This is a genomic window from Pseudomonas sp. 22189 (genome assembly GCF_052045635.1).
GTDB classification, from domain to species: Bacteria; Pseudomonadota; Gammaproteobacteria; order Pseudomonadales; family Pseudomonadaceae; genus Aquipseudomonas; species Aquipseudomonas parakoreensis.
In genome coordinates this window covers 41,366-54,702 of the sequence record NZ_JBQEPG010000009.1, presented here as the reverse complement: position 1 = coordinate 54,702, position 13,337 = coordinate 41,366, and the positions used below count along the sequence as shown (strand labels likewise).

Here is a 13,337-nt window from a genome sequence, read left to right as displayed (position 1 = left end):
AACCTGCTGTGAAACCCAAGTAGAACCGATCGGGTGCTGATGGCGCCCGATCGCTTTGGAGATTTGAATGTCATTGAATCCTGATATCGCCGCATTTCTGCAACTGGTCGGCAACGGCCGGGTCAGTGGCAAACGCGTTGGCATGCATGAGCTGACCCCGCATGAGGCCCGTGAACAGTTCGATCAGTCATCGTTGCTGATGGACGCCGGCGGTGAAGAACTGGCCGTGGTGGATGAGCTGCAATTGCCGGTACGTGACGGTGCACTGTTGAACGCACGGATCTACAGTAACCATGCGTTGCAGGCGGGTGCGGGTCGTCCGGCACTGTTGTATTTTCATGGCGGCGGCTATGTGGTCGGCAGCCTCGATTCGCATGATTCGCTGTGCCGCGCGTTGGCCTCGCTGGCTGATTGCGTGGTGCTGTCGGTGGCGTATCGACTGGCGCCGGAACATCGCTTTCCGACAGCGGCCGATGATGCCCGCGATGCCTGGGACTGGCTGCTGGCGAGTGCGGCTGATCTGGGCATCGATGCGGCGCGGCTGGCGATTGCTGGTGACAGCGTCGGTGGCAGCCTGGCCACGGTGCTGGCTGCGCAACTGACGGCTGCCGCTGTACAGCCGCGTTTGCAGGTGTTGATTTATCCCGTTGCAGATGCCAGTCGCAGCACGCCGTCGATCGAGCGTTTTGCCGAAGGCTATCTGCTGGAGAAGGCTTCGCTGCAGTGGTTTTACGAGCACTATCAGCGTGATGCCAGCGATCGTCTTGATCCGCGTTTCTCGCCGTTGCTCGGCGAAGTTCCGGCCAATGTCGCGCCGGTGCTGATGGTGTTGGCCGAGTGTGATCCGTTGCATGATGAAGGGGTGGCTTATGCCCGGCATTTGCAGGCGGCGGGGGTTGCTGTGGAGTTGAAGGTTTATGAGGGGATGACCCACGACTTCATGCGTATGGGGGCGATTGTTGATGAGGCTGAGGAGGCGCTGGGGTTGATTGCTGGGCGGTTGGTGGAGGTGTTTGCTTTGGCTTGACCGGGGTTGGGGGTGAGTGAATATCCGTTGCTGCGGTAACGGCCACCTAGGGTTCCGCCCTGACGGCGGGTCACTTTGGCAAACGCCCCAAAGTAACCAAAGGGCTTTACCCTGACGTTCGGCCCTCGCTTGGGCTCGGGTTCCTTCGCTGCGGGATTCATCCGGGGGGGCAGCGCCTACGGTTTGCTTCGCTGCACCTCCTCTCGCTGTGTTTGGCTGCGCCAAACGGTCGCTGCGCTCCCACCCCCGGATAAACCCCTCCACTCAGCCTGCCGACGGGCCCTCAGATCAAAAGCGGTACTCGAGCTAACGCTCATCGTGTTGAGTGGGGCGGCTTCGCCGCATGGGGTGTGCACGAATAAAGTTGTGGGAGCTGGCTTGCCAGCGATGGCGGCCTGACAGCCGACCAATTTCTAACTGAAAACACCCGGTCCCACTGTGGGAGCTGGCTTGCCAGTGATGGCGGCCAGCCAGCCGACCAATTTCTAACTGAAAACACTCAATCCCATGTAGGAACTGCCGAAGGCTGTGATCTTTTGATCTGGCTTTGGCTCTTGATCTGGCTTTTGATCTTCAGCCCCTTCGGCAGGCCGAGCGGAGGTGTCCATCCGGGGGTAGGCGCGCAGCGCCGTGCGGCGAAGCCGCATGCATCGAGAGGAGGTGCAGCGAAGCAAACCGTAGGCGATGCTCCCGGATGGGCACCGTAGCGAGGGAACACTGAGCCTCGGCGAAGTGCCGTACGCCGGGGCAAAGCCTTTTGGGTTACCTTTTCGGCGTCTGGAAAAGGTGACTCGCTGTAAGAGCGAAACCGCCAGCAGCAAAACCCGCAGAAACGGATATTCACCCAAAACCCCAAGAGCCTGGTCGGCCCAAAGGCCGCCAAGCCCCAATCAGCCCGCAAAAAAAACGCCAGCAAATGCCGGCGTTTCATTGAGCGCTAAACGTATTACCAGTTGTAGGTCACGTCAGCAGTCATGGTCCGGCCTTCGCCGTAGTAGCAATCGAGGGTACCGTTGCACGCGGCCACGTATTTCTCGTCGGTGAGGTTTTGCAGGTTGGCTTGCAGCTTCACGCCTTTGACGTGCAGCGGCGATTTCTCCAGGTCGTAGGAGACCATGGCGTCATACACGGTGTAGGACGGAATCTGGAACGAGTCCGACTCGTAATCCGAACCGTAGCTGCTGCGCACGTAGCGGGCACCCAGGCCCATGCCGAAACCGGCGAGGGCGGTGGAGATGTCGAAGTCGTAGTTGACCCACGCGGAGGCGGTCAGCGGTGGACGCATGGCCAGGGTGCGACCTTCGCGCCCGTCGTTGTCTTTCTCCCACTTGGTCTGGTTACGCGACACCGCCGCCAGCACGCGCAGGTTGCGGGTGACGTTGACCTTGCCTTCCAGCTCGATACCGCGCGAACGCACGGAGCCGCTCTGGGTGCTGAAGCCCGGATTGTTGAGGTCGGTGGTGAGCATATTGTCCTGGTCGATCTGGTACGCCGACAGCTGAATGAAGCCGTCGATCGACTTCGGCTCGTACTTGACGCCGACTTCGTACTGCTTGCCGGTGGTCGGTTCGAAGGCGCTGCCGCTCATGTCGGTACCGGTTTGCGGCAGGAACGATTCGGCGTAGCTGACGTACGGTGTGATGCCGTTGTCGAACTCGTAGCCGAGGCCGGCACGCCCGGTGAACTTCTCGTCCTTCTGGTTGCTGTGGCCGCCGCTCAGCGGTTGCTTGTTGTCGGTTTCGGCGAAGTCATACCGACCGCCGAGCGTCAGGAACCACTGGTTCCAGCGCAGTTGATCCTGAGCGTACAGGCCGGTCTGGGTGATGGTGTTGTCCCACTTGTACGGCTGACGGAAATTGATCTGGCTGCCATACACCGGGTTGTACAGGTCCAGACCTGGAGCGGTGCGGTCGTACAGGCCGAGGAATTTCGAATTGTAGTGGTAGTAGTCCACGCCCAGCAGCACGGTGTGCTCGACATCGGCGGTGTTGAACTTGGCCTGGGCGATGTTATCGATGCCGTAGACCTTGTTGTGCTGCGACCAGTCCACCGCATAACGGCTCTGGTAGCTGCCATCGTTAAGGCCGGTGACCGGGTTGGTCGGGAACGAATAACCGTGCAGCGGCGCCACGTACTGGTCATTGATGTCGGCGTAACGCGCGTTCTGCTTCAGGGTCCAGACGTCGTTGAGTTCGTGGGCGATCTCGTAACCGACCACGAACTGCTCGCGGTGGTACTTGTTCACGTCCGGCTCGCCGAGGAACAGGCTGCGGCTGATGCGCCCGGCCTGGCTGCGATGCACGGTGCCGTTGGCCGGCAGGCCCTGGGCTTCCGGTACATCGTGGTCTTTCTGGTACTGACCGAACACAGTGATGGTGGTCTGGTCGTTGGGCAGCCAGGTCAGGCTAGGCGCCAGCAGCATGCGGTTCTGGCTGGCGTAGTCGATGGCCGAGCCGCTGTCGTTGACCACACCGGTCAGGCGATAGAGGAATTCGCCCTGATCGTCGATCGGGCCGCCGAGGTCGAAGGCGCCGTACTTGCGGTCATAGCTGCCGCCACCGAGCTTCACTTCGTGCAGCGGGGTCGCGGTCGGACGCTTGCTGACCATGTTGACGATACCGCCCGGCTGGTTCTGGCCGTACAGCACCGAGGCCGGGCCCTTGAGCACTTCGACGCGCTCCAGCGTGTACGGGTCGATCTGCAGCGAACCGCCGGTGCTGCCGCCGCCGTAAGGCATGTGCAGGCCGTCGAGGTACAGCGGAGTAGGGGAGAAGCCGCGGGAGGTCGGTTCGTCGAAGATCTTCACCCGGTCCGAGAAACCGCCGCCGGTCATGCCCGGCGTGTATTGCAGGGCTTCGGTGACGGTCTTCGAGCCGCGCATCTTGATTTCGTCTTGAGTGACGACGTTGATGGTCTGCGGGATTTCCTTGAGCGACGAATCGGTCTTCGATCCGGTGGCGCTGCGTTTGGCGACGATCCCGTCGACCGGGCCCCAGGCCGATTCGGCAGTGGCGGAAATGCTGGTCGGGGCCAGATCGAGGCTGGCGCCGCCGCTGCTGCGCGAACGCAAGGCGACGTTGTTGCCTTCGACGCTGTAGGCGATGTTGGTGCCTTGCAGCAGTTGCGCGATGGCGGCAGTCGGTTCCAGGTTGCCACTGACCGCGCTGCTGCGCAGACCGCTGACCTCATCCGGGCTGTACAGCACTTGGAGGTTGGTCTGGCGACCGAATTCCTGCAAGGCGCTCCCCAGCGACTGTGCAGGAATATTGATCGCCACGGCGGCGGCCTGGGCCTGGCCGGCCATCGGCACGGTCAGGGCCATGGCGCAGAACGCGGGCAAGGTGCAACGGAAGGAGCGGCGGATCAGCAGAGCCTTGGCGAGCGGGTGGAGTCCGTGCGGTGCGGGCATTGTTCTTCTACTCTTCAAAGTGTTGACTGAGAACTATTTCTATTAACTGTTAGTAAGACGTTGAGCCTTCCGAAAACCGGAAAGCTCAACGCCATTTTTTTTACAAAATTTTCACAGTCAGGCGGGTTGCAGCTCAGTGACCACTTTGCCGGCGCTCATGCGCACCAGTTGGTCGGCGACATCGAAGTAACGATCGTCGTGGGAAATGACAATGATGGTCTTGCCCAGGCGCTTCAGGTCCGGCAGCAGCTCGGTGTAGAAAATCCGCCGGAAGGTCGGGTCTTGATCGGCGGCCCACTCGTCGAACACCAGCACCGGACGCTCCTCCAGCCAGGCGTTGATCAGGGCCAGACGCTTGCGCTGGCCGGTGGACAGGTCGGTGGTGGTGAACGAGCCGTCACGCACGCTGACCTTGTGCGCAATTTCCAGACGCTCCAGGTATTGGTTGGCGTCTTCCGGGATATGGGTGTCGCCCTGGACCACGTCGTCGAACAGGTAATAGTCGGCGAAGATCGTGGTGAACAACTGGCGGTAATCGTCGCGGTTGCTGGCGTCGACGAGCTGCTGATTGAGGTGGATTTCGCCTTGCTGTGGCGCGTACAGGCCCAGCAGCAACTTGATCAGCGTGGTCTTGCCGCAGCCGTTTTCGCCGACGATGAAAATGATGTCGCCCTGTTCGATTTTCAGGTTCACCGGCCCCAGCCGGAACGGCTTGGCGCCTTCTACCGTCGGGAAGCTGTACGAGACATCGGTCAGCTCCAGGCTGTGCACCGGGGTCTTTTGATGGCCCTGATCACTGAGCAGCAGGTGCGGCTCGGGCGAGGAGAATTGCTCGGAGAGATCGGCAATCCGGCGGAACGCGATTTGCGCGCGACTGACGATCGGCAAGGTGCCAATGATGTGTTCCAGCGGCCCTTTCATGTACAGCAGCACCAGCACGAAGCCGCTCATGACTGCTTTGTCAGCACTCGGCCACAGCGATTGCAGGCCCAGCGCCAGGCCGATCACCACGAAGAACAGCATCGAACCCAAAGTCTTGGCGACCACGAAAATGTTTACCGAGCGCACCTGCGTTGCGCAGATCTTGTCGGCCGTGCCTTCGATCCCCGAGACGAACATGCGATGCCGGCGCGGGCGGTGGATGCGCAGTTCCTTGGCACCCTCGGCGACGGCGTGATAGTGCTTCTGCAACTCGTCTTCGTAGTCGCGGGCCTTGAGGAAACCCTGCATGCCGCGCCCGCGCGCGATGTACTGAATGACCGTGCCGATCAGGATCGCCACCGCCATCATCAGGAACATCGGCCACGACAGCATCGCCAGGTAGCCCATGCAACCGAGGGTCACGGTCAGGGAAATCGCCAGCGGCGCAAAGGCGAAAGCGAAGTCGCTGATGGTGTCGACATCGTGGGTCAGCACCGGAATCAGCCGATGGCTGCGGTAGCGCTCGATCTGCTCGATCGGCGCCGAGAGGACTTTCTCGCCCAGCTCTTTGCGCAATGTGGCAATGATGTGCTGGCCGACGAAATTGGTGCCGATGTCGGAAAAGATCGAGCTGGTCAGGGCCAGCAGGCACAAGCCGGCAAACACCGCGACCATGGTGCTGGTCAGTGCGCCCTCGGCGTGCAGCACGTTGTTGATGGTCGCCAGCAGCGCGGTGACGCTCAGGCCACCGACCATGCCGAGCAGGATCGACACGCTGACGATCAGTCGAAAGGGTTTGAGCAGGGCGAACAATTCATTGATCACCCCGCGTGTTGGTTTGCTCATGGAGGTTCCCTGCTTGAAGGAGCGGCGAACACCGGCACTGCGCGTGGGGTTCGCCTGGATGACATAGAGGGCGGTGGGCGCACCATGGAGATCGCGCCCAGTTGTAGAACGACTGGCGAGATGGCTAATTTAGCCGGGCGATGGCCTTACAGATCGCGGGCGACCCGGAAGCCGATCCAGTCGCCACGGGTGTCGGTGTAGGTGGCGTTGCGGTTGCCCGAGCGCGAAAACACCGGTGCCTCGCCCCAGTCGTTGCCACGGATGCGCCGCACTTCGCACTTGCCGCTCAACCAGGCGCTGCCATCGCTAGGCGCGCCGACGTAGTTCTCGTTGTAGCAATCGGCGGTCCACTCATAAATATTGCCGTGCATGTCGTAGACGCCGAAGGCGTTGGCCGGAAAGCTGCCGGCCGGCGCGGTGAAGTTGTAGCCATCGGCGGCGCCGTAGGTGTTGGCGTGTTTGGCGATGCTGTATTCCTTGCCTTCGTCGAACGGGAAGGGGAAGGGCCCCGTGCTGCCGGCGCGGGCGGCGTATTCACGCAGCGATTCGCTGACCAGTCGATAGGGCTGGCCGGTCTTCTTCGACAGCCAGGCCACGTACGCTTCGGCCTCCGGGAAATCCATGCACACCGCCGGGTGCTTGTCGGTGTACTGCTTGCGCGGGTCGCTGCCCTGATAATCCGGGATCCCGGCCTTGCACGCGCGACCGGGGCGCGTGTCGCCGTCGGGCATCTTGTAGCCGCTGTCCTTGAGGTAGGCGTCCCACTCGCCGCGCAGAATCTGGAAACGGCTGATCGCCAGCGGTTTGGCAAACGTCACCGGGTGCATCGGCCCTTCATCCGGCTCGCGGCCGACCTCATCCTCCGGCGTGCCCATGGTAAACGTGCCGGTGGGCAGCACGACCATTTCCGGGCAGTCCTTGCAGTCCTTGAACACCTTGCCCGGCGCAGGCGGGGTGGCGGCCTGCGCGTCGCCCGGCAGCAGGCCGACGGCGAGGGCGGTGAGCATCAGCGCCGGCAGCGCCTTCAAGGAAAATCGACGCAGTTCACTGTTCATTGCGAGTCTCGCTAAAAGAAAAAAGGGAGCGTCCGGGTCAAAGGGCCTGGTCGAGCACGGCCAGCAAGCGGTCGATTTGCTCTTCGTCGTTGAGCAGCCCCGGTGCAGTGCGGATCACCGGGCCGACGTCGCGGTGCACGGCATCGGCCACCACGCGGTTGGCCATCAGGTGCGCGGCGATCTTGTCGCTGTCCTTGCCCTTGACCCGGAAGAAGGTGAAGCCGGCGGACAGCTCAGGGCTCAGTGGCGTCACCAGTTCGATCTGCGGCCGTTGCTGCAGGCGTTGTTTCAGGTAGCTGTTGAGCGCGTGAATGCGCGCCTCGACCTCGGCCTTGCCCAGCTCAAGATGCAATTTGAACGCTTCGTCCAGCGCCCAGCGGTGTTCGAACGAGTGATAGCCGCCGGGCGTCATGGTGGTGGAAAACGCCGTGGCTTCGGAGAACGTTGGAATGATCGGGGTGACGTACCTGACTTCGGCGAAGCGGCTGCAGACGATGCCGGTGCCACGTGGGCCGAACATCCACTTGTGGGTGCCGGCGATGAAGAAGTCGCAGTTCATCTGCGCGAAGTTCAGGTTGTCCACGCCGAAGCCATGCACCCCGTCGACCACGTAAACGATGCGGTCGGCGTCGCTGCGACCACGGTTGTGCCGGTCGATGATGGCGCCGATCTCACCAATGGGCAGTTTCATGCCGCTGCCCGAATGCACCCAGCACATGCCCAGCACCCGGGTTTCGGGGCGGATGGCGCTGTCGATGGCAGCAAGGATTTCTGCTTTGCTCGCGTTGTACGGATCCTTGAACAGGCGAATCTTGCGCACCCGGGTGCCGTCGCGTTCGCTACGCAGGGCGAGGATGGTGTGGGTCGCGTAGTGCTCGTGTTCGGTGGTGAGGATTTCCTGATCGGGGCGCACGTGTACGCCGCCGTAGATCGTCGCCAGACCTTCGGTGGTGCTGCCGGTCAGGGCGATCTGTTTCGCATCGGCTTGCAGATAGCGACCGGCCCAGACCCGCACGTTCTCTTCGCGCTGTTCGATCACGCCGAGGTCCCAATCCATGGCCAGGCCGGGATTTTTGTCGAGGGCGGCGCGGTGCCGCTCAATCGCCTCGCGCACCGGTTTCGGGTGCGAGGTAATCAGGAAATTGGAGAAGTGCAGATACGCCGGATCCTGATCGAACAGCTGCTGCAGCCGCGCCCACTTGTTGCCGGTCGCGGGCGCGGCGTTCGCGGCACCGGCGACATTCGGCAGGCTCGCGCCCAGTGGCAACGCCGCCGCGAGAATCCCCGCCTGCTTCAAGAACTCACGACGATTGCTCATGGCTGGGCAGTTCCCGGCGCGGCGGCCAGGGCCGGTTTCGCGGCTTTCTCGACTTGATCCCAGACCCGCAGGAAGTTGCCGCCCCAGAGCTTGGCGATGTCCGCTTCGGAGTAACCACGTGAGATCAGCTCGGCGGTGACGTTACGGATGTCGCCGACGTTCTCGAAGCCTTTGACGCCACCACCTTCGTTGAAGTCGGAGCTGATGCCGACATGGTCGATGCCGATCTTGCGCACCGCGTAATCGATGGCATCGCCCAGATCCTTGAGGCTGGCTTTCGGTTCCTCTTCGAGGATGCCGTACAGGCGGCTGGCGTACTGGCCGAACTTCTGCTCGGACCACGCGGCAATGATCGGGTCGCCCGGCATCAACGCCATCGCCAGGTTCGGCAGCGGCGGCAGGTCGAAGTCCTTGCGCATCGCGTTGAGCTTGTCCTGGGTTTGCTGGGTGAGCGGACGCAGGTACTGCGAAAACGCAACGATCTGCACCACGCCGCCGCTGTTTTTGATCAGCTGCATTTCCTTGTCGCTGAGGTTGCGCGGAATATCGACCATCGCACGCGGCGCCGAATGCGAGGCCACCAGCGGCGTGCGGCTCAGTTGCGCGACTTGCTCGAGGGCCTTGGTCGACATTTGCGAGACGTCGATGATCACGCCCAGATCGTTGAGGCGCTTGACCGCTTGCTTGCCCAGATCCGAGAGACCGTCGAGGGCGTCCGGCGAATCATTGAGAAATGGCAGCGGCCGCGACGAATCCGCCCAGTCGTTGTTGCCGATGTAGCTGAAGCCGAACATGCGCATGCCGCGCGCGGTCCACAGGTCCAGCAGGTTGAGGTCGTGGCCCAGCGGATAGGCGTTGAGCATGCTGATGAAAATCGCGAATTTGCCTTCGCCGTGCAAGCGCCGGAAGTCGTCGGGGGTGTAGGCGATGGCCACCTGATTGGGGTAGTCGCGAACCATCCCGGAGATGATCTTGAAGCGGATTTCCTGCTGATTGCGCGCCTCGTCGACGAAGCCGGGGGTTGGCTTGTGCGGGGCGTTCGGGCCGTTCCACATTTCCGGCCAGCCGAAGATGGTCAGGGCGGCGCCGGACAGGCGTCCACGGTTGGCCTTGGCGAGATCGAACTGGCCGTCGCCGTCCTTGTCGGCTTCGTGGCCGTCGGTGCCGAAATTTTGCGTCAGGCTGACATGGCTGTCGAAAGAGAGCATGCGTTCGTGCAGCTCATCGGCCTGCTTCATGACTTTGGCCGGGTAGCCGAGGTCGTCCTTGAACCAGTGATGCCACACGGCAAAGCCTGCGCCGGCGCTGATCGCCAGGGCCAACGGCAGGCCGATGAATAGAGCCTTTTTCGAACGTGGTTTTGTCATTGCCATCTCAGTCAGGTTCGCCATCGAGGTGCAGGCGCGGGGGCCTTCGCTATCTGGGAAGAACGAGTGGTTGGCGGCAAAATTTAAGCCTGACACTGTGGCGAGGGGATTTATCCCCGATCGAGTGCGAAGCGCTCGCAAAGCCTGCGAGCGCTGTCCCTTCTGGTGTCGCCGCCAAGGTCGGATGGGAGTTGCTTCGCAACTCATCGGGGATGAATCCCCTCGCCACGGGTCATCATCGCCGGGCGCGTTAAATTTGCCAGGGCAACAAACGTTCTAGCTTGGATAAAGCCTGCTTCATGGCTGACACAGGTAGGGCAATGAAGATTTCTCGACGATGGTTCATGGCGGGCCTGGCGCTGACCGGCGCTGCCTTGCCTGCGGCGTATTTCGGGCATCGTGAATGGACGAAGCCGGACCCGACGATCACCCCGGGCGAAGCGTCTTTCGACGTCGCGGACAGGGCCGGGCAGCGCCTGGCGAATGCGTTGCGCGGGGTGTGGGATATCCGTTTCGAAGGTGCCGATGCCGGCCTCGAAGGATTGCCGCTCAAGGGCCTGCAAGTGTTTCTCGACATCGGCCAGAAGGGCCGTGGCGTGTGCGGTTTTCTCGACACGCCCGAGCGCCTGCGCTCCGCTGAAACACCGCGTTACCGGATTCTGGGCGACCTCGCAAAAGCCGATGCGGCGAAACTGAGCTGGCGCCTGATCGGCGCCGACGGCCAGATCAGCTATGAGCTGGAGATGATCCTCGATGAGGTCTGGGCCGACTTCGGCAATGCCGGCAGTGGCACGCTCAGCGGCAAGGCCTTGCGCCTGGACCGGTCGCTGGCCTTGCCGGCGCAGGACAATCGCTTCGTCGCCGTCAAACGGCTGTTTCCCGAAGCGCGCGAGCGCACGCCGCTCAACCCGACATTGCTGGCGTGGCTGATCTCGCCCGAGCATCGCCTGTTTCACCAGTTGTGGCATGCGACCCGGGACAAGTGGCACAAGCTGCCCGAGGACAAACGCGAAGCCTTGCGCGGCATTGGCTGGCAGCCCGGCCCGCGCGACAAGGAGCGCGATGCCCGTGGCCCGCGCAAGGATCGCAATGGCTCGGGTGTGGACTTTTTCTTCATGCACCGGCACATGCTCGGGACGGCGCGCTCGATGCAGGAATTGCCATCCTGGGAGTTTTTCCCGCTGCCGCAGCCGGAGCTGATCCGCGACCGTGTCGGCTTCGCCCGCTATTTCGACAACCACGAAGGCTCAGCCTTGCCGCCGACCTGGACGGCGGCGGGCGATGACGAATTCAGTCAGTGGGTCAGCGACATCAAGACTGCCGAGACTTACGAAAGCAACTTTCAGGTCTGGGAGTCGCAGTATCGCGATCCGGCGTATCTGGCCCGGCTCACCCTCGGCGAGTTCGGCTCCGAAGTCGAACTGGGCCTGCACGACTGGCTGCACATGCGCTGGGCCTCCGTGCCGCGCGATCCGTCCAACGGTCAGCCGGTGCCGTTTGCCCGCGATCCGGCGGACTTCGCGGCCCGCTGGTACAACGCCGAAAACGACTTCCTTGGCGATCCGTTTTCTTCCCACGTCAACCCGACGTTCTGGCATTTCCATGGCTGGATCGATGATCGCATCGAGGACTGGTTCCGCGCCCACGAGCGTTTTCACCCGGGCGAAGTCACGCGGCTGCAGGTCAATGGCGTGCCATGGTTTGCCCCGGGGCGCTGGGTGGAAGTCGATGACCCGTGGCTCGGACCGATCACCCATGGCTGCAGCTCCACGCCGGGATTGCAGAAGGGCAAAACGGTGGAGATGGACCCGGAAACCATGAAGCTGGCGCTGCGCATCACCTTTATCACCGACGAGGAAAAACTCGCCGGCCTGTTCCGTCGCGTGCCGCAACGGCCATGGTATGCGCGCAATCTGAAGGCTAAAACCAGCCCGACTTGAGGGCTGCGTCATCGATCATTCGCGAGCAGGCTCGCTCCCACAGGGTTGTTGTGTTGATTCGATTACAGCGTCTGCCATCCCCCGCCAAGTGCCTTGTACAGCGCAATGCTCGCCTGCACTCGTGACAGCCGTAGTTGTGCATGCTGATCCTGGGCCGCGTACAGCGTGCGCTGGGTTTCCAACACGGTCAGCAAGTCTTCAGCGCCGGCCTGGTAACGGCTCTGGGCGATGTCGAACGCGGTCTGTGCCTGATTCAGTTCTTCGTTCTGCCACAACCGCTGCTCATCCAGGCGACGAATGCTATTGAGCGCTTTTTCCACATCGGCAAACCCGTTGATGATCGCCCCACGGTAGGTGTCCAGCAGCTCTTGCTGGCGCGCCATGGCCTTGTCGCGTTCAGCACCGAGACGACCGTTATTGAAAATCGGCGCGACCAGTCCGGCGGTCAGGTTGTAGAAAGGGCTGCGAATCAAATCGTCGAACTGATTGGCGCCCGAGCCGAGTTGGGCGGTCAGGGTCAGTGCCGGCAACATGGCCGCGCGAGCGACTTTGACGTCAGCTTCGGCGGCGGCCAGTTGGGCTTCGGCGCGTGCGATGTCCGGACGATGCGTGAGCAACTCGCTGGGCACGCCGGCGTCGATATCTGGCCATTGCAGGTGATCGAAGGACTCCGTCGCCGACAGTTGCTGCACCGGTCGGCCAAGCAGGGCGGCGAGGCTGATCAGCGCGTCCTGGGCTTGCTGTTGCACGCGCGGCAATTGCCATTGCTGGGCGGCGACCAGGCTCTTCTGTTGCGCCAGTTCCAGCGCGGTGGCTGAGCCTGAATCAAACCGCGTCTGCACCAGTTTCAGCACGCTTTGCGCGTTGGCCAGATTGAGTTCGGCGATGCGGCTCTGCTCGCGTAGCGACAAGGTTTGCGCATACGTGCTGGCAACGCCGCTGAGCAATGTCAGTTCGACCGTCGCCCGGTCGAATTCGCTGGCCTGCAGAGCGAACTGCGCACTGTCGCGCGAGGCGCGTTTGCCGCCCCAGAAATCGATTTCGTAGGTGGCGCTCAGGTTGGTATCGAAATAGTCCACCGCCTTGTTGCTGCTGTTGGCATCGAGTTGGCTGTAGCCATTGCCGCGCAGCAGTTTCTGCCGATTGGCATTCAGGCCGGCTTTGACCTCCGGCAGCTGTGAGCCGCCAGCGATGACGGTGCCCGCCTGCGCCTGACGCACGCGAGCAACGGCAGCCGCGAGGTCGAAACTGCCGACGCGCGCCTGCTCGATCAGACGATCCAGTTCCGGGCTGCCAAATTGCGTCCACCATTGCGGGTTGTTGCGGGCAACGCTGGCGCTATGGGGCGACTGCCAGGCAGCTGGCGTTTGCACGCCACTGTCCGGGCGCTGGACGGGACTGCCGCAGGCGCTGAGCAACAGGCACACGGTCAACAGGCTGAGACGCGGTTTCAT

Annotated in this window: 8 protein-coding genes; 2 read left to right on the top strand and 6 right to left on the bottom strand. The window is 62.4% G+C overall.

Going from position 1 to position 13,337, the window contains the following annotated elements:
- Nucleotides 1–67: 67 nt before the first annotated feature.
- Complete coding sequence (locus ACTJKS_RS11595; RefSeq protein ID WP_262949067.1) at nt 68–1,027, top strand: alpha/beta hydrolase; 960 nt, start codon at nt 68–70, stop codon at nt 1,025–1,027.
- Between the two features lie 946 nt (nt 1,028–1,973).
- On the opposite strand, the gene ACTJKS_RS11590 is transcribed toward ACTJKS_RS11595, so the two are convergent.
- The 5 genes from ACTJKS_RS11590 to pvdM form a co-directional block, all read right to left on the bottom strand.
- Complete coding sequence (locus ACTJKS_RS11590; protein ID WP_262949508.1) at nt 1,974–4,436, bottom strand: TonB-dependent siderophore receptor; 2,463 nt, start codon at nt 4,434–4,436, stop codon at nt 1,974–1,976.
- A gap of 117 nt (nt 4,437–4,553) precedes the next feature.
- Nucleotides 4,554–6,203, bottom strand: coding sequence for a cyclic peptide export ABC transporter (locus ACTJKS_RS11585; protein WP_262949509.1), 1,650 nt, complete (start codon nt 6,201–6,203; stop codon nt 4,554–4,556).
- Between the two features lie 146 nt (nt 6,204–6,349).
- On the bottom strand, nt 6,350–7,258 hold the full coding sequence (gene pvdO / locus ACTJKS_RS11580) for a dihydropyoverdine dehydrogenase (protein WP_262949510.1): 909 nt from the start codon (nt 7,256–7,258) through the stop codon (nt 6,350–6,352).
- Between the two features lie 37 nt (nt 7,259–7,295).
- Nucleotides 7,296–8,576, bottom strand: coding sequence for a pyoverdine-tailoring periplasmic protein PvdN (gene pvdN / locus ACTJKS_RS11575; protein WP_262949512.1), 1,281 nt, complete (start codon nt 8,574–8,576; stop codon nt 7,296–7,298).
- Entirely contained in the window at nt 8,573–9,943 is a 1,371-nt protein-coding gene (gene pvdM / locus ACTJKS_RS11570) for a pyoverdine-tailoring dipeptidase-like protein PvdM (RefSeq protein WP_262949513.1), read from the bottom strand. Before pvdM ends, pvdN begins: the two co-directional genes overlap by 4 nt.
- A 320-nt stretch (nt 9,944–10,263) precedes the next feature.
- On the opposite strand from pvdM, the gene pvdP reads away from it, so the two are divergent.
- Complete coding sequence (gene pvdP, locus ACTJKS_RS11565; RefSeq protein WP_262949514.1) at nt 10,264–11,883, top strand: pyoverdine maturation tyrosinase PvdP; 1,620 nt, start codon at nt 10,264–10,266, stop codon at nt 11,881–11,883.
- A 62-nt stretch (nt 11,884–11,945) separates the two neighbouring features.
- On the opposite strand, the gene ACTJKS_RS11560 is transcribed toward pvdP, so the two are convergent.
- The gene (locus ACTJKS_RS11560; RefSeq protein WP_108182202.1) at nt 11,946–13,337 is read right to left on the bottom strand and encodes an efflux transporter outer membrane subunit; all 1,392 of its coding nucleotides are present in this window, start codon (nt 13,335–13,337) and stop codon (nt 11,946–11,948) included.